At 64.5% G+C, this 17593-nt stretch carries 16 protein-coding genes; 12 read left to right on the top strand and 4 right to left on the bottom strand.

What is annotated here, in order from left to right; all coding sequences use genetic code 11:
* From GTP55_RS16640 to GTP55_RS16630, 3 genes are read left to right on the top strand one after another with little or no spacing between them, the layout of a single operon-like run.
* On the top strand, positions 1–540 hold the full coding sequence (locus GTP55_RS16640; protein ID WP_161045990.1) for a hypothetical protein: 540 nt from the start codon (positions 1–3) through the stop codon (positions 538–540).
* A gap of 5 nt (positions 541–545) precedes the next feature.
* On the top strand, positions 546–1088 hold the full coding sequence (locus GTP55_RS16635; protein WP_161045989.1) for a GNAT family N-acetyltransferase: 543 nt from the start codon (positions 546–548) through the stop codon (positions 1086–1088).
* On the top strand, positions 1085–1348 hold the full coding sequence (locus GTP55_RS16630) for a hypothetical protein (protein ID WP_161045988.1): 264 nt from the start codon (positions 1085–1087) through the stop codon (positions 1346–1348). Before GTP55_RS16635 ends, GTP55_RS16630 begins: the two co-directional genes overlap by 4 nt.
* On the opposite strand, the gene GTP55_RS16625 is transcribed toward GTP55_RS16630, so the two are convergent.
* Positions 1332–2123, bottom strand: a complete 792-nt coding sequence (locus tag GTP55_RS16625; protein WP_161045987.1) for an SDR family NAD(P)-dependent oxidoreductase — start codon at positions 2121–2123, stop codon at positions 1332–1334. The genes GTP55_RS16630 and GTP55_RS16625 overlap by 17 nt on opposite strands.
* A 158-nt stretch (positions 2124–2281) precedes the next feature.
* Here GTP55_RS16625 and GTP55_RS16620 point away from each other — a divergent pair, with 158 nt between their 5' ends.
* The 4 genes from GTP55_RS16620 to GTP55_RS16605 all read left to right on the top strand — a co-directional run bounded on the left by GTP55_RS16620 (position 2282) and on the right by GTP55_RS16605 (position 6140).
* The gene (locus tag GTP55_RS16620) at positions 2282–3502 is read left to right on the top strand and encodes a hypothetical protein (RefSeq protein ID WP_229257972.1); all 1221 of its coding nucleotides are present in this window, start codon (positions 2282–2284) and stop codon (positions 3500–3502) included.
* Positions 3483–4253 (top strand): hypothetical protein, encoded by a 771-nt coding sequence (locus GTP55_RS16615; protein ID WP_161045986.1) that lies wholly within the window; start codon positions 3483–3485, stop codon positions 4251–4253. Before GTP55_RS16620 ends, GTP55_RS16615 begins: the two co-directional genes overlap by 20 nt.
* A 110-nt stretch (positions 4254–4363) precedes the next feature.
* Positions 4364–4666: a hypothetical protein gene (locus tag GTP55_RS16610; RefSeq protein ID WP_161045985.1), complete on the top strand. Its 303-nt coding sequence runs from the start codon at positions 4364–4366 to the stop codon at positions 4664–4666.
* Between the two features lie 127 nt (positions 4667–4793).
* A complete protein-coding gene (locus GTP55_RS16605) occupies positions 4794–6140 on the top strand; it encodes an MATE family efflux transporter (RefSeq protein WP_229257971.1) in 1347 nt (448 codons plus the stop codon).
* On the opposite strand, the gene GTP55_RS16600 is transcribed toward GTP55_RS16605, so the two are convergent.
* Entirely contained in the window at positions 6137–9673 is a 3537-nt protein-coding gene (locus GTP55_RS16600) for a CHASE domain-containing protein (protein WP_161045983.1), read from the bottom strand. The two genes, GTP55_RS16605 and GTP55_RS16600, sit on opposite strands and share 4 nt — an antisense overlap.
* A gap of 117 nt (positions 9674–9790) precedes the next feature.
* Between GTP55_RS16600 and GTP55_RS16595 the strand changes: the two genes are divergently transcribed.
* The 5 genes from GTP55_RS16595 to GTP55_RS16575 all read left to right on the top strand — a co-directional run bounded on the left by GTP55_RS16595 (position 9791) and on the right by GTP55_RS16575 (position 15441).
* Complete coding sequence (locus GTP55_RS16595; protein ID WP_229257970.1) at positions 9791–11503, top strand: PAS domain-containing hybrid sensor histidine kinase/response regulator; 1713 nt, start codon at positions 9791–9793, stop codon at positions 11501–11503.
* Between the two features lie 90 nt (positions 11504–11593).
* Positions 11594–12001, top strand: a complete 408-nt coding sequence (locus GTP55_RS16590) for a DUF2141 domain-containing protein (RefSeq protein ID WP_161045982.1) — start codon at positions 11594–11596, stop codon at positions 11999–12001.
* Positions 12002–12014: 13 nt separating this feature from the next.
* On the top strand, positions 12015–13487 hold the full coding sequence (locus GTP55_RS16585) for a carotenoid oxygenase family protein (protein WP_161045981.1): 1473 nt from the start codon (positions 12015–12017) through the stop codon (positions 13485–13487).
* Positions 13488–13504: 17 nt separating this feature from the next.
* A complete protein-coding gene (locus GTP55_RS16580) occupies positions 13505–14671 on the top strand; it encodes a sensor histidine kinase (protein WP_229257969.1) in 1167 nt (388 codons plus the stop codon).
* Between the two features lie 20 nt (positions 14672–14691).
* Positions 14692–15441, top strand: a complete 750-nt coding sequence (locus GTP55_RS16575; protein WP_229258002.1) for a LytR/AlgR family response regulator transcription factor — start codon at positions 14692–14694, stop codon at positions 15439–15441.
* Position 15442: 1 nt separating this feature from the next.
* Here the strand turns inward: GTP55_RS16575 and purT are convergent, their stop codons facing one another.
* Both purT and GTP55_RS16565 read right to left on the bottom strand, forming a co-directional pair.
* Positions 15443–16654, bottom strand: coding sequence for a formate-dependent phosphoribosylglycinamide formyltransferase (gene purT, locus GTP55_RS16570; protein ID WP_161045979.1), 1212 nt, complete (start codon positions 16652–16654; stop codon positions 15443–15445).
* Between the two features lie 16 nt (positions 16655–16670).
* Positions 16671–17423, bottom strand: coding sequence for a DUF481 domain-containing protein (locus GTP55_RS16565; RefSeq protein WP_161045978.1), 753 nt, complete (start codon positions 17421–17423; stop codon positions 16671–16673).
* Between the last annotated feature and the right edge of the window lie 170 nt (positions 17424–17593).

Here is a 17593-nt window from a genome sequence, read left to right as displayed (position 1 = left end):
ATGCGACGCTATCTCGCCCCGCTTATTCTCGTGCTGCTCAGTGGCTGCGGGATAAACTATGTGAAGCAGCTGTCGCCCGGCGACACGGTCGGCAATGATCGTGCGGTGATTGTCTATGGCGTCAAGGTCGAGGGGCAATGGGGCTATGCTAAGTTCTCCATTCTGCTCGATGAGTATGACGCCCAGACCGGCAAGATTACCGGCAATTGCCTGGTCCATACCAAAACCCAGGCCACGGTTGACAGCGCTGCGCGTGATGTCCAGTACTTTGCCTTTGAGGTTCCGCCGGGGCAGTATGTCTACAGCCCTTTTAACGCCAATCTTCTTGCCGGTGGCAATGTCGCGTTCGAGGCGGCGGCGGGCAAGCACGTTTACGTGGGCGAATTCGTTTACGAGAAAAACCGGGCCGTGACATTGCGCCAGAATCTGGCACAGGCCAAGGCGCCAATCGACAGGCTGTTCCCGGGATTGAAAGGCAACCTGTCGGCGGCAGACGTCAGGACTGTCAAAAGTCCCAACATCTTTATTTGCACGCCTTAGTTTGCATGCCCATTTCCCTGCCTGACGAAATCCGCACGTCGCGACTGACGCTGCGCGCACCGCGTGCTTCCGATGCTGTCCATCTGTTCGCCGCTTACACCCAAGATCTGGAAGTGGCGCGCTTCATGACGTGGCGGCCGCAAACGCGGCTGGCTGAAACCGAAGGCTTTATCGCGTATTGCATGAAGGCCTGGGCGGAGAACCGCAGCCGCGTCTATCTGCTGGTCCCGCACGACAATGACGATGTGCCGATCGGCATGCTGGACGCGCGCTTGCAGCCGCGCACGATCGACATCGGTTATGTGCTGCAACGACAATCCTGGGGCGCGGGACTGATGCCGGAAGCCATCGAGGCATTCACCCAGTTGGCGCTGTCGCTGCCCGAGTATTTCCGCGTCCAGGCCACCTGCGACGTCGAAAACACCGCGTCCGCACGCACGCTGGAGAAATCCGGCTTCTTGCTGGAAGGCCGGCTGGAGCGGCACACCGTCGTCCCCAACCTGAGCGAGGAGCCGCGCGCCTGCTTCATGTACGCCCGCTGCAAATGAACATCGCCATCGCAAGTCCATCCGATCTTGCCGACATCGGCGCCCAATTGCTGACAGCATGCCGGCCATATCTCGACCAGCACGCCTCGTACTGCCTGCCATACGCACACCTACAGCCTTTTTACGGCGCAGCCGGATTCACCGTAGCAGACAACGCCGATCTGCCGGATTTTCTGGCCAAGCGGCTGGCGTCCTATCTGACCAACGGCCAGGCGGTCATCGCGATGCAGCGGCCGCCAGGGACTAAAACGCGCTCTTGACGACGCCGCCGTCGACCCGCAGTGCGGCGCCGGTGGTGGCCGATGCCAGCGGGCTGGCGATGTAAGCCACCATCGACGCCACTTCCTGCGGCGTGCCGAAGCGTTTGATCAGCGACGTCGGGCGGACGTGGACGAAAAACTCGGCCTCAACCTGCTCGAAAGTCTTGTCAGCCGCGCGCGCCATGTCTTCGACGAAATCGCCCACGCCGCGTGACTTGGTGGGGCCCGGCAGCACGCTGTTGACCGTGATGCCAGTGCCGGCAACCGATTCCGCCAGCCCGCGCGACACCGCCAGCTGCGCCGTCTTGGTCATGCCGTAGTGGATCATCTCGGTCGGGATCTGCACCGCGCTCTCGCTGGAGATGAAGATGATGCGGCCCCAGTTGGCCTGCTTCATCTCCGGCAACACCAGCCGCGCCAGGCGCACGCCGCTCAGCACATTGACGTCGAAGAAGCGCAGCCAGTCTTCGTCGGGAATATCTTCAAACGCCTTGGGCTCAAAAATCCCCAGGTTGTTGACCAGAATGCTGATGCCCGGATAGCGCCGCACCACCTCCTGCGCCGCGTCGGCCTTGCTCAAGTCGCCGGCGTAGCCGTGCACCGTGCCGTGCGTCTCGGCGCGGATGCGCGCAACCGCCTCGTCGACGCCTTGCTGCGTCCTGCCGTTGACGATCACGCTGGCGCCTTCCAGGGCCAGCGTGGACGCGATTGCGTAACCAATGCCTGCGGTACTGCCACTTACCAATGCCAGCTTGCCATTGAGTTGTAAGTTCATATCGACTCTCCTTGGTTGATTGACTCCTGATAATAGCCACCCGGCGAGACAGGTCATACACACGATCGGGCGCACATCCACACTGACCAAAGGCGGAGCGACTGGCGCGCCACCCCCTGCCTATACTGATCTTTTACCATCAAATGAAGGAAGACGTGATGAATACCCGCTTCAAGTTGTTGCTGCCTCTACTCCTTGCAGTAAAGTTCGTCTACGCGGCGCCGGCGCCGGCGATCCAGTCGGCCAGCAAGCTCAGCTTCGGCGATGCCAGCTCCTTATTCGTCGCCGACTGGAAAGGCGCGCGCATTTTTGCATTACCGCTGCCAGCCGCCGCCAGCCCGGCGGGCAAACCGTTCAATTTGCTCGATGTGCAGGCGCCAATCGCCAAAGCACTCGGCGTGGCGCCAACCGCGCTGCGGTTTGAAGACCTGGCCGTCCAGCCTGGCAGCGAACTGGCCTACGTGGCGCTGACCGTGCGCGGCGCCAAGGGCCAGAGCAAGCCCGCCATCGTCAGCATCGACGCAGCGGGCAAAGTCAAACGGCTGGATCTGACCAAGGCCTCTGGCTCGGCAGCGATCAGCGATGCGCCGAAGGGAGATGTCACGTTCTGGCGCGACCTGCCGGAACAGACCCTGACCGTGACCGACATGCGCTATTACGATCACAAGCTGTACGTCGCCGGCCTGTCGGACCGCAGTTTCGCGTCCACCTTGCGCGTGTACGACTACCCGTTCAACGGCAAGGCCACCGCCACCACCATCGAAATGTACCATCCGGTGCACAACCAGATCGAAACCCGCGCGCCGATCCGCAGCATGACCGTGATGACCATCGGCGGCGAGCCGACGCTGGTAGCGGCCTATACCTGCACGCCGCTGGTCACCATCCCGCTCAAGGAGTTGAAAGACGGCGCGCACATCGCCGCCCGCACCGTGGGCGAACTGGGGTGGGGCAGTGCGCCTAACGGCCTGGTGAGCTTCAAGGTGGGCGATGCAGAATATGCCTTGCTGGTCAATTCCAGCCGCTCGGCCGATCTGCTGAGCGCCACCGATCTGACCAGCGCCTCAGCTGCGCCGGGCCTGTCCACGCCGATCGAATGGCCGGCCAAGCCGTATCTGGGCGTGAAGGCGACCATGACGCCGATGTCGGCGGTGATGCGGATCGATAATCTGAATCCGCAGCTGTTGCTGGCGTTGCGCCGCTCCGACGCCGGTGGCGAGATGCAGCTGGTGTCGATTCCCAAGGGCGGCTACCTGCGCCTGAGCGACTTCGTCAACGAATATGACTTCCCGGATTACCGTTACCCGGACGGCGATAAATTCCGCGACTTCCACAAGTACGCGCGCACGCTTGAAGGCTATGGCGAACTGGCGCGTTGACGCGGCGCTGCTGGCGCTCGTGCTGGGTGGCGGGGAGGCCGGGGTGACCGGGGTGGCGACTGGCGCCAGCGTCACCCCGTCCGGCCCGGAGGTGGCGGAAAATCTGCTGCGGATCGAGTTGCATCTTGACCGGCCCTTGCCGGCGGCGCTGGATATGACCCACGTCACGCTGCTGGACAGCGCCGGCACGCCGATCCCGGATGCCTTTCTCGACCTGCCGCTGTTCGACCGCAGCGGCAAGAACGTGACGCTGCTGTTGCATCCCGGCCGTATCAAGACCGGCGTCGGCCCCAATGTTGCGCTGGGACCGGCGATGCGCAGCGGCCAGTCCGTGACGCTGCGCATCGACGATCCGCAGCTTGGCCGCCGGCTGGAACAGCACTGGCAGGTGACGCCGCCGTTGCGCGAGCGTATCGATCCCCGTCAATGGACAGTGCAAGCTGTGCGGCAAGGCGGCCGGCAGCCGTTGAGGGTCGTCGCCCCCGCCGCGCTGGACGGCGATGCCGCCCAGGCGATTGCCGTGCAGGGGCCGGATGGGCGGCGCGTCCCTGGCGTCGCCATGCTGACGGCCGGCGAGCGCGAATGGCGATTCATGCCGGCGCAAAACTGGCGTCCAGGTACGCATCTGTTGCGCATCCACCCACGGCTGGAAGATCCGCAGGGCAACCGTCTGTGTTCGGCGTTTGAGCAAGCGGGACAGAGTGCGCAGCGCTGCGAAGAGGAGGGCAGGCTGGCTTTTATTATTGAATAACGGTGACAATAGGTGAGTATTGCATCTCTATAAAGGTTGTATAGTTTCCTCGTAAAGTTAATCTCACTGGCGAGGGCTGAATGATTGTTTGGCGCGGATATGGCATTCTGGTGTTGGTATTTGCTGTGCTGGGCTACGCGTTGGGCAAGGTGGGCGCCGAGCAGATTTGGGGGGCGCCGCTGCCGGCGGCGTATCGTCCCGGCTCGGAATTGGCTGGCATGCTGCTGGCCGCCGCCATCGTCTACGGCCTGCATCGCCTGATCCAGTCCCGGCAATCGCCCCGCGCCTACATCGACAAGGCCACCGGCGAAGAGATCATCGTCCATCCCAAGAACGATCTGTTCTTTATTCCCGTGAAAATCTGGCCATACATCCTGGCCGTGCTGGGCATCGTGTTCTTCTTCCAGAAATAAGCCGCGCCGGCAGGCAATAGATTTTTTAAATTGCGGTGATGAAAGCGCTTCCACATGGTATAAAGTGGCAATACTTTCACTCGCTCATGCCATGCCCTCCGTCAGAACGCCGATCAGCACGCCTCCCATGTTCAATCTTGCGTGGCCGCTGCTGGTCGAGCTGGGCCTGGCGATCGCCTCCAGCATCATCGGCACCGCGCTGGCTTCGCGCATTTCGGACCAGGCGGGCGGCGCCTTCGCCATCGCCAGCCAGGTGTCGGCGGCGCTGTTCATTTTGTTCCGCATCATCGGCGCCGGCGTCAGCGTGGTGGTCACGCAGAATCTCGGCGGCGGCCAGCGCGCCGCGGCCGACAAGGTGGCTCGCGCCGTGGTTGGCGCCAGTACCTGGCTGGGTGCGGTCACCGGCCTGATCGCCATGCTTGGCGCGCACGGCCTGCTGCATCTGCTGAACACCCCCGCTGAAGTCTTTCCAATTGCCGCGCCATTCCTGATCGCGCTGGGCCCGGCCATGCTGTTCGATGCATGGAACGCCTCCATGGCCGGCGTGATGCGCGCACACCTGCGCACGCGCGACACGCTGGTGGTGCTGATTATCATGCACGTCAGCCATCTGCTGCTGGCGCTGCCGCTGATGTACGGCTGGGGACCGCTGCCGGCGCTGGGGCTGCCGGGCTACGCGCTGGCCCTGGCCGTCAGCCGCATGATCGGGCTGGCGCTGCATCTGCTGATGTGGCGTACCCACCTCGGCATTACCGTGGCGCGCGAGGACTGGTGGCGTTTGCCGCGTCCCGAACTGTCGGCCGTGCTGCATATCGGCTTGCCCGGCGCGGCGGAAAACATCGCCTGGCGGCTGGCCTTCATGGTCAGCGTGGCGACGGCGGCCGAACTGGGCACCAGGGCGCTGGCCACGCAGGCTTACGTATTGCAGCTGATGGGCGGCGTCATGATGTTCAGCATCGCCACCGGGCTGGCGGTGGAAATCGTGGTCGGCTATCTGATCGGCGCCGGCCGGCTACGGGAGGCGCACCGCGTGGTGCGGCGCGCGCTGGCACGCGGGCTGGTGGTGTGCGTGCTGATCGCCGCCTGCGCCGCGCTGCTGGGCCGCTGGCTGCTGGGCTGGTTCACGCAGGACCCGGAGATTCTCGCCGCCGGCGCCACGCTGCTGTGGATCACCGTGCTGCTGGAGCCGGGCCGCACCTTCAACCTGGTGGTGATCAACGCGCTGCGCGCGGCCGGCGATGCGCGCTTTCCTGTCATGGCCGGCGCGTTCTCGATGCTGTTCGTGCTGGCCGGCGGCAGCTGGCTGCTGGGCGTGGTGCTGGGCTGGGGCCTGCCCGGTGTCTGGATCGCCTATGCCGCCGATGAATGGATACGGGGACTGATCATGTGGCGCCGCTGGCAGACGCACGCCTGGGTGCCGCATGCGCGCAGTTCGCGCAAGCGCCTGCGCTCTCCGCTGGTGATCGAAGGTTAGGCCCGTCCGGACGCGGTTTTTTGCGTGGCGGGCAGGTTGCGGGCAATTACGCGCAGCATGTCTTCAACATCGATAGGCTTGGCGATGAAGTCGTTCATGCCGCAGGCGATGCATTCTTCGCGCTCCGACTCCATCACGCCGGCGGTCATCGCCAGCACGGGCAGGTGCAGGCCCAGTTCCGCGCGGATCTTGCCGGTGGCTTCAAAGCCGTCCATCTCCGGCATCTGCACGTCCATCAGCACCAGGTCGTAGCGGTGCGACTCGGTGCGCAGCCGTTCGACGGCGAGGCGGCCGTTGTCGGCGGTCTCGATGGTCGCGCCGGCGTGCGTCAGCATGGTGCTGGCGACCAGCTGGTTGATCGGATTGTCCTCCACCAGCAGGATGCGCACGCCGTCCAGCCGCTGGCCGAGGATATCGGTGTCGGCCGCCGGCGCGGCATCGCGCGCGCCGGCCTGCGCCTGTTGCAGCGTCTCCGCCAGCCGCGCACCGGTGACGGGCTTGAGCAGTACCGCGTTGGCCATCTGCGCGCCGTCGGTGTGCAGCAGCTTGCCCTGGCCGAAAGCGCTGATCATCAGGATCACCGGCGTGCCGGCGATGGTGCTGTCGGCGCGGATCGCCTGCATGGTGGCCAGGCCGCACATGCCGGGCATGTTCCAGTCCACCAGTACACCGTCGTAGCGTGGTCCCTGACTGTGCAGGAGCGCCAACGCCTGCTCGCCGGTGCTGGCGCTATCGCAGCTCCAGCCGCGCGCGCGTATCGAGCGGCACAGGTAGTCGGCGCTGGTGCTGTCGTCGTCCACCACCAGCAGGTGCTGCACCGCACCGGGAGGTTCCTGCGCCGGCTCGACGCCTGCCTGCAGCGGCACGGTGAGAATGAATTCGCTGCCGACTCCCGGCGTGCTGCGAACGTCGATGTCACCGCTCATCAGCGCCGCCAGGCGGCGCGAGATCGCCAGTCCCAGGCCGGTGCCGCCGAAGCGGCGCGTCATCGATGCATCGGCCTGCGAGAAGGGCGCGAACAACTGTGTCAGCCGGTCGGCGGGAATGCCGATGCCGCTGTCGCGCACCGTGAAGCGCAGCGTGGCCGGCGCCTGCGCCAGTTCCACCAGCACCGACACCGATCCTTTTTCGGTGAACTTGATGGCGTTGCCGACCAGGTTGACCAGCACCTGCTGCAAGCGGTGGCCATCGCCGACCAGCGCTTGCGGCACGCCCGGCTCGACGCCGATCGCCAGCTCCAGATCCTTCTCGCCGGCGTTGACGGTCATGATGGCGGCCACCGCCTCCAGCATGGCCGACAGGTGGAACGGCGCTGGCGCCAGCTCCATGCGTCCCGCTTCGATCTTGGAAAAATCCAGCACATCGTTCAGGATGCTGAGCAGCGAGTGACCCGACGACCGTATCATCTCCACGTACTTGTGCTGCTCGCCCGACAGCGTGGTGTTGCCCAGCAAATGCGCCATGCCCAGCACCGCGTTCAATGGCGTGCGGATTTCATGACTCATGTTGGCGACGAATTCGCTCTTGGCGCGGCTGGCCGCTTCCGCCAGGTCGCGCGCGGCGATCAGCGAACTTTCGGACTGCCGCAGCGCGCCGGTCATCTGCCGCGCCAGCGCGGTGGCGTAGGCCTGGCGTGCCGTCAGGGCGCGCACCACGCCGAAGAACAGCAGGCTGATAATGACGCCGGCCAGCAGCACGATGTGCGACTTCTGGCGGTCGATGGCGTCTTCAAACGCCGGCTGTGAGGCAAAGCGCAGGGTCCATTGGTGGCGCAGCAGGTCCAGCGACATGGTGCGCAGATATGGATTCGGATACTGCTGCGGATCGGCCGGTGCGCGCTCGCTGGAGTACAGCAGCGATGCCGGATTGGCGTCGTTGCCATCGAAGATTTCTACCCGCACCGTGTGATCGGCGGGGCCGAGCAGGTCGCGCATCAATTCGTCGGCGCGGATCGGGCTATAAGCGAAACCCTGCAACGCCGCCATGCGCTGCGCGGGCGTGCTGCGCGGGCCGAGTAGCGTGTCCCTGCGGTAGATCGGGAAGTACATCAGGAAGCCGGGCAAGCCGGTGTTGTCGTGATCCTGTACCAGCACCACCTTGGCCGTCAGCGCCGGCGCACCGCTGCGCGCCGCCTGCAGCAAGGCCGCGCGGCGGGTTGGTTCGGACAGCATGTCGTAGCCGAAGGCGCGCAGGTTGCGGCCGGCGAACGGCTCCAGGTACATCACCACCACCGAGCTGCCGCTATCGGGACCTTGATTGTTGCTCCAGATGTGGAAGTCCTCGTAGCCCTGGTTGCGGATGTCCTTCTCGGTGGGGGCGCGCTGGTCGGCGCGCAGGTACATGCCGTAGCCCAGCCCCATCACGCCGGGGAAGTTATGCGGCAGGTCCATGCCTTCGGCGAAGTCGCGCCACTGGTCGCGCGTAGGTTCCTGCTGCGCCCTGAACAGCGCCTGGGCGCCACGCAGGCCGGATTCGTACAGCGTCATGCGGCGCGCGATACGCTTGGCGATATCGGCGCATTCGGACTCGAACTGCTCCTGCGCGCGCCGCTCGGTGCTGGCCGACAGCAGGTGCCACATCGCCACTGTCAGGCCGACGCCGATCAGCAGCGTGCCCCATTGCGCGGCGTTGTAGCTGACCGCGTCGTTGCCGGCGCGCTTGCGTTCACTGACATCGGCGCACAGCACCATGGCGATCAGGCTGCACAGCATGATGAAGCTGACCAGCGCAATCAGCGCGTCGTTCAGCGTGCCGACCGCGAACGGGCCGTAGCCGTGGATGGTGCCGGTCACCGCGCTGCCGGCGGTGACGATGCAGATGGTGCTGGCGCCACGCAGGCCGTAGCGGTGCGCAGACCAGGCGATCGCCAGTACGAACAGATACGGCAGCCATCCCAGGCCGTCGTCGTAGGAGTAGCGGCGGCCGAACACCGCATACGACAGCGCCGCCAGCACCAGCAGCGACAGCGCAATCTCCAGCGCGCCGCGCCAGTTCCAGCGCGGCAGCCGCCGCACGCACCAGATAATGATGGCCGGGCCGACCAGCAGCACGCCGGCCATGTCACCGACCCACCATGTGAGCGCGATGGCGCCATGCGCGGCGGCCGGCGCCAGTCCGCTGTAGACCAGCGTGGTGCTGCCGATGCCGGCGCTGACCGCGCTCATGACCATCGCCACCACTGCGAATTTGTAGACGTTCTGCTGTTGGCCGATCGGCTGCTTGACGTCAAAGTAGCGTTTGACCAGCCACACGCCGGACAAGGCTTCGAGCGTATTGCCGCTGGCGATCAGCGTGGACGCCAGCAGCACGCCGCCGTTGAGCGGCAGGCCGTTGGCCTGGAAGGTTGCGAGGTTGGCGGCCAACGCGCCGAGGAAAATGGCCGGCCAGGCGCGATAGCCGATCAGCAGCAGGGCCGCAAAGGCGATCCCGGACGGCGGCCAGACTGGCGTCGCATTGGTGTGCGCGAACGCCAGCAACAGGCTGGCGCGGGCGATCAAGGCGTAGCACAGCGTGAGCAGCACAAGCGCGCGCATGGCGGATTCGGGGGTTGTCTACGATGAGCCACTATAGCGTAAATATTGCCATAATGGTTTGGCAGATCTACCCGTCGCGCGGTATATTTTGTCATCTTTGTCGATAGCGGGTGAACCTTGTCTCTGTCTTCCAACGATACTTTGATCGTTGCTGTTTCTGTGGTGTTTGCGGCGCTGGCCGGCCTGCTGTCGCTGGTGATGGGCGCGCGCCAGAAGGCGGCGCGGGACGCGGCCCGGCAGCGCAGCCAGGAAAGCGAGCGGCGCGCGCGGGTGCTCGCCGACACGCTGCCATTGCTGATCGCTTACCTCGACCGCGACCTGCGCTACCGCTTCGCCAACGCCCATTACCGCACGCAGTGGGGACTGGAGCCGCAGGAGATGCTGGGTAAAACCGTCAGCGAGGTATTCGGTCCTGCCGCCGCGCCCTGGCTGGAGGATTTGAACTCCGCGCTGGCCGGGCGTCGCTTGCATTACGAACGCGACTTCCAGGGGCGCGATGGCGTCGCCCACTTCCTGGTCGACCTGGTGCCGGACATCGCGCCGGACGGTCGCGTGGCCGGCTTCTACCTGACCGCGATGAATATCACCGACCGCAAGAACAGCGAGCAGCGCGCCGAAGCGGCCAGCCGCGCCAAGAGCGAGTTTGTCGCCAATATGAGCCACGAGATCCGCACCCCGATGAACGCGGTGCTGGGCGTGGCCTACCTGCTGGAGAACACGCCGCTGACCCAGGTACAGAAGGAATATGTCGGTGTGATACGCTCGTCCGGACAGATGCTGCTCGGTGTTCTGAACGACGTGCTGGATTTTTCCAAAATCGAGGCCGGGCGGCTGGAGCTGGCGCCGCAGCCGTTCCTGCTGCGCGAAGTGCTGGACTCACTATCCAATGTGATGTCGTTGCCCGCCAATACACGCGGCATCAGCCTGGCCATCGGCGCCGACGACAAAGTGCCGGCGGTGCTGGTCGGCGACGCCATGCGCCTGCAGCAAATCCTGCTCAACCTGGTGGGCAACGCGGTCAAATTTACGGAACGCGGCGGCGTGTCGGTGCGGGTGACGCTGGACCAGGACGCGGTGGAGCAGGGCTTGCAGCTGCGGTTCGCGGTGCGCGACTCCGGCATCGGCATGGACCTGGAACAGCAGAGCCGCCTGTTCTCCGCCTTTAACCAGGCCGACGCCTCGACCACGCGGCGCTTCGGCGGCACCGGCCTGGGACTGGCGATCTGCCGCCGGCTGACGGAGCTGATGGGCGGCGCTATCTCGGTGCGCAGCACGCCCGGCGCCGGCAGCGAGTTCGTGGTGACGCTGCCGTTTGGCGTGGCCGATGACGACGTCGCGGTCGAGCATCCCGCCTTGCAGACCGCCGCCGCACAAGCGTGGATGGTGCCGGAGGCGCCAGCCCTACAGCACGCGCCGCCCGAGCCTGAGCCGGCGCCCGCGCTGCGGCTGCAAGGACTGCGGCTGCTGCTGGTGGAAGACCATCCGCTGAACCAGCTGGTGGCGCGCGGCATGCTGGAACACGTCGGCGCCAGCGTGGAGGTGGCGGAAAACGGTCAGCTGGCGGTGGACCGCCTGCGCGAACGCGCCGCAGACTACGACATCGTGCTGATGGATGTGCAGATGCCGGTGATGGACGGCTTTGCGGCCACGCGCCACATCCGCGCGCTGGGCCTGACACTGCCGGTGCTGGCGATGACGGCAGGGGTGATGCAATCGGAGCAGGACCAGTGCATCGACGCCGGCATGGATGATTTCATCGCCAAGCCGGTGGATGTGGAGCAGATGCTGGACACCATTTCGCGCCATTGGGACGCAATTCGCGCGCGCTGAACGCATTTCGTCACATGGCCGCACGGACGCCGCGGTGCGTGGATAAAGTGGCATCACACCTCAACCACTTGATCCAACCGGGAGCCTGATATGTCCAAATTGATCCTCGCCTCGCTGCTTGCTGTTTGCTGCTCTGCCCATGCCGCCGACCTGACCATCCATGTTGACGGCGTCACTAGCGCCGAAGGCAATGTCATGGTCGCCGTCTACAACTCGGCCGATACCTTCCTCGCCAAGCCGCTGCGCGCGGTGCAGGCGCCGGCCCAAAACGGCGCGGTGGACGTCAAGGTGACCGACCTGCCGGCCGGCGACTATGCCTTCGCCGTCTACCACGACGCCAACGCCAACGGCAAAATGGACCGCAACATGGTCGGCGTGCCGACCGAGGACTACGCCTTCAGCAACAATGCCTTCGGCAAGCGCGGCGCGCCACGCTTTGAGGATGCCCGCATCGCGCTGCCGGCCGATGGCGCCATCACCGCCGTCAACCTGCGTTGATCGGAGACCGAACATGACTAACCGCCGCCAATTCCTCAGTTTCGCCGCACTTGGCCTGGCTTCCTCGTCCGCCCTGGCCGACAGCCTGACCTACGAATCGTTCCACCACGCGCTGGACGGCAATGCGCGGCTGATGGCTTACGCCGACCATACCGGCGACGTCGCCGGCGACGCCTCAGTGCTGGGCCGGATGCCGGCAGACCTGAACGGCGTCTTTTACCGCAACGGGCCGGGACGTTTTGAACTGGGCGGGGAACGCTACCATCACTGGTTTGACGGCGACGGCTTCGCCCAGCGCTGGCAGATCAGCGACGGCAAGGTCAGTCACATCGGCCGCTTCGTCGCCACGCAAAAATTCCAGGACGAGAGCAAGGCAGGGCGCTTCCTGTATCCGGCCTTCGGCACCTACATCGACCGCAAGGCTGTCAAAAACAACGACAGCGTCAATGTCGCCAACACCAATCTGCTGCCGTTCAATGGCCGCGTGTACGCGCTGTGGGAAGGCGGTTCGGCCACCGAAGTCGATCCGCAAACGCTGGCCACGCGCGGCATCAAGACCTGGCGCCCGGACCTGAAAGCGATGCCGTTTTCGGCGCATCCGAAGATCGACCCGGACGGCGGCTTGTGGAACTTCGGTAATGCGCCAGGCTCCAATCAGTTGGCAATCTACCGCATGAACGCGGCGGGTGAAGTCACGCGCACCGCAATGATACCGGTACCGCAGCTGAACATGGTGCACGACTTTGTGGTCAGCGGCCGTCACCTGATCTTCCTGGTAGCGCCATACGAGATGCGCTCCGGCCCGGAGGTCAGCCTGGGCGACAGCATGCACTGGGCCGGCGACAGGCTGCCGCTGCGCGCCATTGTCATCTCCAAGGATACGCTGGCGCTGCGTCAGGTGTTCGAGCTGCCGGCGCGCTCGGTGTTCCACTTCGGGAACGCCTATGAAGACGGCGCCTGTACCCGGCTTGACGTAGTGCTGCACGAAGGTGACGCCTTGCGCAAGGTCGGCCTGCCGATGCGCGGCCAGATGCGCATGGTGGACGACAACCCTTCCAGTACGGTGCAGATCACGCTGGACTACGCCAGCGGCCAGGCGCGCGAGGCACGGATGTTCGGCGTCAGCGAATTCCCGCGCGTGATGCCACAGGTGGTGTCGGCCCGTCACCGCAAACTGCTGGTGCTTGGCGCCAGCGGCCGCGAGCTGATACTCGACAGCGTCAATGTCATCGACACGGACAGCGGCAAAGTGGACGGCTATGCCTTTGGCCCGGGCTGGCAAGTCGAAGAGCATGTGTTGATACCGCGCCGTGGCGCGCGTTCCGAGACCGATGGCTATGTGGTCGGCGTAGCGCAGGATACGCGCCGCGCGCAAAGCGTGCTGACGGTGTTTGATGCGCACAACATCAAGGCCGGTCCGGTAGCACTGGCACGCTTGCCCTATCGCGCGCCGGTTTGCTTTCATGGTAACTTTCTGGCGGCATGAATTAAATGAAAGCAGAAATGACGCAACAAGACCGTAGCCTGGTGCGCGAGCACCCGCTGGAACTGATCCCGTTTTTCCGTCGATGGCAGCCGTCGCTGGTCCGCGACTGGCTGTACACGGTGATCTGGAGTACCTTGCTCGGCGTGGTGCTGACCGCGTTTGTGCGCCTGCTGACGAACGACGGCGCCACCTTGGCCGAGCGGTTGTGGTCGATGCTGCTGATGTCCAATCTGGTCGGCGCGATCTTCCATGGCAGCGCATTGTTGGCCAATCGTCTGCTGGCAGGCTGGCCGCGTCGTGCTCCCCGTCTGCCGCGCATCCTGTTCAACATGGCCCTGATGGCGTTCAGTGTGCTGCTGGGCGTCCTGCTGGGGAATATGATCTGGAACGGCAGCAATCCGCTGCACTTGCTGGGCAACCGCGCGGTGGTCATGCAATGCCTGGTGATCGGTGCGTTTGTGGCGCTGCTGATGTACATGGTGCGCAGCGCCGCCGAGCGTCGCGGCGCGCGTGCCATGGAGGCGGCGCGCCAGAAGGAATTCGTGGCGGCCAGCGCCCGCATGCTGGCCGAGGCGCGGCTGCGCGCGTTGCAGGCGCAGATCGAGCCGCACTTTTTGTATAACACGCTGGCCAACGTGGTGAGCCTGATCGGACCCCGTCCGGCGCAGGCGCAGCACATGCTGGAGCGCTTCATCGATTATCTGCGCGCCAGCCTGGCCGCCAGCCGCAGCGACGAGGCGACACTGGCGTCCGAAGCGGCGCTGATCGCCGCCTATCTGGACGTGCTGGCGGTACGCATGGGCGACCGCCTGCGCTACCGCATCGACGTGCCGGAAGAGTTGCGCCAGTTCCGCATCGCGCCGATGCTGCTGCAACCGGTGGTGGAAAACGCCATTGCGCACGGCCTGGAACCGAAGGTGGAGGGCGGCGAGATCGCGGTCAGCGCGCGGGTCGAAGGAAAGCATGTCAGCATCCGCATCAGCGACACCGGCGCTGGCCTGAACGAATCGGCGCCGCGCAAGCCGGGCGGGGGCGTCGGCCTGAGTAATCTGCGCGAGCGCCTGGGCAGTTTGTATGGCGGCGCCGCCAAGGTAGAATTATTGGAAAATCAACCCTGCGGCATGACGGTGCGTCTGCTGCTGCCTTTGAATGTGAGTCCGACATCGATACCATCCGTGCCCTGATTGCAGATGACGAAGCCCATCTGCGCGAATACCTGGAAAGCCAGCTGAAAGCCGTTTGGCCGGAACTGCGGGTCGTGGCCCGCGCCGCCAACGGTATCGAGGCGCTACGCATGATCGACGAAGAAGCGCCGGCGGTGGTGTTTCTCGATATCCGCATGCCGGGCCTGACCGGGCTGGATGTCGCCGCCAAACTGGTGGACAGCCCCAAGCCGCCGCACATTGTGTTCGTCACGGCATATGACCAGTATGCGGTTGAAGCGTTTGAACATTCGGCGGTGGATTACCTGCTGAAGCCAGCCAACATCGAACGTCTGGAAAAGACGGTCGCCAAACTCAAGGCGAGGTTGAAGCCTGCGTCGGCCGAAGGCGCGGTGCCGGCAGCGGCATTGCAAGCGTTGCTGGCACAGTTGGCCGTCGCCGCGCCGGTGGCTCCGCCGTCCACAGCGCCGCTGCAATGGATACGCGCCTCGCACGGCGAAGAAACGCGCTTGATCCCGATCGACGACGTGATCTACTTCCAGAGTAACGATAAATACACCAGCGTGTTCGTGGCCGATGGCGAAAGCCTGATCCGCACGCCGATCAGCAAGTTGCGCGAGCAGCTCGATGAGCAGCAGTTCTGGCAAATCCACCGCAGTGTGATTGTCGCCGCGCGCCATGTGGCCGGCACGCGGCAAGACTTCCGCGGTCGCTTGATGGTGCAGCTGAAAGGCCGCCCGGAACAGCTGGTCGTCAGCCGTAACTACGTCGATCTGTTCCGGGGGATGTGACTCACTTGGCCAGCACCGGCTTGACTTTGGAAGCCGCCAGCTTGGCGTTGACGCGCGCGGTTTCCACATCGTCGGCGGTCGCCAGCGCCACGCCCATGCGGCGGCGGGCGAACGATTCCGGCTTGCCGAACAGGCGAATGTCGCTGTTCGGCACGCTCAGCGCATCGGCCACGCCTTCAAAGGCGATGCCTGCCGCTTCGTGCTGGCCGTAGATCACGGCCGAAGCCCCTGGCGCCCTCAGCGCCACGTTGACCGGCAGGCCGAGAATCGCCTTGGCGTGCAGTTCGAATTCGCTTTGCACCTGGGTCGCCATGGTGACCATGCCGGTATCGTGCGGACGTGGGCTCACTTCCGAGAACCACACCATATCGTCCTTGACGAACAGTTCCACGCCGAACAGGCCGAGGCCACCCAGGTCCGCCGTCACCTTGCCGGCGATGTCGCGTGCGCGCACCAGCGCCACCGGGTCCATGCGGCAGGGCTGCCACGATTCCACGTAGTCGCCTTGCACCTGCACGTGGCCGATCGGTTCGCAGTACTGCGTGATCACCTGGCCGTCTTCGCCCAGCGAACGCACGGTCAGCAGGGTGATTTCGTAGTCGAAGTCGATAAAGCCTTCAACGATCACGCGGCCCGAATCCACGCGGCTGCCGGCGGCGGCGTAATCCCACGCCGCTTTCACTTCGGCGGCGCTGTCGATCTTCGACTGGCCTTTGCCTGACGACGACATCACCGGCTTGATCACGCATGGGAAGCCGACAGCTTCGGCGCCGGCGGCCAGTTCTTCCAGGCTGCTGGCAAAACGGTATGGCGACGTGGCGAGGCCCAGCGTTTCGGCGGCCAGGCGGCGGATGCCTTCGCGGTTCATGGTCAGCTGCGCAGCGCGCGCGGTCGGGATGCAGGTGATCTTGCCAGCTTGTTCCAGCTCCGCCAGTTTGTCGGTGGCGATGGCTTCGATTTCCGGCACCACCAGGTCAGGCTTCTCTTGCTCGATCAGCGCCGCCAGCGCATCGCCATCGGTCATGTTGATGACGTGGGCGCGGTGCGCGACCTGGTGGCCGGGCGCGTTTGGATAGCGGTCGACGGCAATCACTTCGACGCCCAGGCGCTGCAGCGCGATGATGACTTCCTTGCCGAGTTCACCGGAGCCAAGCAGCATGACTTTGGTGGCGGTAGGGGACAGGGGCGTGCCGAGAGTGCGTGGAGTGTTCATAGCTTGGGAATTGAAGTTAGAAAGAATAAACCAGTGTCACCGAGGTTTGCGTGTCGGTGTTTTTCTTGTCAGCCGGGACGTTGGTATCGCTGCGGATGTTGAACGCGGCCTTCATCTGCATGGTGCTGTTGATTTTGGTGCGCAGTGCGGTTTCCGCCATCGAGTGGATATTGTCGGTGCCGCGTTCGACGATGACGTTCTGGCTGAATTGCGCGCTGTCGCTCAGCTTCCATTTCAGCAGTGCCGCACCGCGCACGGTAGGGCCGTTTTCGGTTTCAGTGGGCGAGCGTACGCCGCGGAAGTAGCCGGGACCGACTTCCACGTCGAGCGTGTGCGTGTCCGATTGGTAGATCTGTGTACCGTAACCGACGCCGATGGTCGAGTAGCGGGTGTAGGCGCCGAATTTGTCGTCGACGTGGGTAGCCAGTGCATACAGCTTGCCATGCTCGTCGTGCAGCAGCTTGTATGCTGCCTTGGCCGATGCTGCGTAGCGCTGCGCCGAGCGCTCCCGCACTTGCTGGCCTTCGTCATTGGTGACCTGTTCATCCTTGAAATAACCGGACAGGATGTATTCGTTGCTCCAGTTGTGCATCTCCTGCCGGGCGTCGATCTTGCCGGTGACCGAAGTACCGACCGTGTTACCGGAGGTGGAGATGGCGCCCAGTTCGGCGGAAGTGTTCCAGCCGTGGGCATTGACCGGGTCCATCGAGTCTGCGGCGGCATAGCCGTGGGCCAGCGCAAGCGCAGAAAGAATAAGGAGAGATTTCATAGGCAAGAGGACACGGCGCCGCGCCGCGGCAACACGCTGTCGTGATACGGAAAGAAGGCGGTATTGTACCCGACATAGAGCGACAATGCCGCATCGCAGACTGGATGTGCGAGGACGTACAGACTGACAAAGCGCCGGAGCGGATGATGAAGGCTCTTATCAAAGGGGCA

The organism is Duganella margarita (genome assembly GCF_009857535.1).
Taxonomy (GTDB): domain Bacteria; phylum Pseudomonadota; class Gammaproteobacteria; order Burkholderiales; family Burkholderiaceae_D; genus Rugamonas; species Rugamonas margarita.
This window is presented reverse-complemented; position numbering and strand designations above follow the sequence as displayed.

Coding starts and splice junctions, on each gene's coding strand:
- GTP55_RS16600 (WP_161045983.1), bottom strand. CDS start 9,673: ATGCGCGCGCTTGTGCTGCTCACGCTGTGCTACGCCTTGATCGCCCGC.
- GTP55_RS16580 (WP_229257969.1), top strand. CDS start 13,505: ATGACGCAACAAGACCGTAGCCTGGTGCGCGAGCACCCGCTGGAACTG.
- GTP55_RS16605 (WP_229257971.1), top strand. CDS start 4,794: ATGTTCAATCTTGCGTGGCCGCTGCTGGTCGAGCTGGGCCTGGCGATC.
- purT (WP_161045979.1), bottom strand. CDS start 16,654: ATGAACACTCCACGCACTCTCGGCACGCCCCTGTCCCCTACCGCCACC.
- GTP55_RS16635 (WP_161045989.1), top strand. CDS start 546: ATGCCCATTTCCCTGCCTGACGAAATCCGCACGTCGCGACTGACGCTG.
- GTP55_RS16615 (WP_161045986.1), top strand. CDS start 3,483: ATGGCGAACTGGCGCGTTGACGCGGCGCTGCTGGCGCTCGTGCTGGGT.
- GTP55_RS16630 (WP_161045988.1), top strand. CDS start 1,085: ATGAACATCGCCATCGCAAGTCCATCCGATCTTGCCGACATCGGCGCC.
- GTP55_RS16565 (WP_161045978.1), bottom strand. CDS start 17,423: ATGAAATCTCTCCTTATTCTTTCTGCGCTTGCGCTGGCCCACGGCTAT.
- GTP55_RS16640 (WP_161045990.1), top strand. CDS start 1: ATGCGACGCTATCTCGCCCCGCTTATTCTCGTGCTGCTCAGTGGCTGC.
- GTP55_RS16590 (WP_161045982.1), top strand. CDS start 11,594: ATGTCCAAATTGATCCTCGCCTCGCTGCTTGCTGTTTGCTGCTCTGCC.
- GTP55_RS16620 (WP_229257972.1), top strand. CDS start 2,282: ATGAATACCCGCTTCAAGTTGTTGCTGCCTCTACTCCTTGCAGTAAAG.
- GTP55_RS16625 (WP_161045987.1), bottom strand. CDS start 2,123: ATGAACTTACAACTCAATGGCAAGCTGGCATTGGTAAGTGGCAGTACC.
- GTP55_RS16585 (WP_161045981.1), top strand. CDS start 12,015: ATGACTAACCGCCGCCAATTCCTCAGTTTCGCCGCACTTGGCCTGGCT.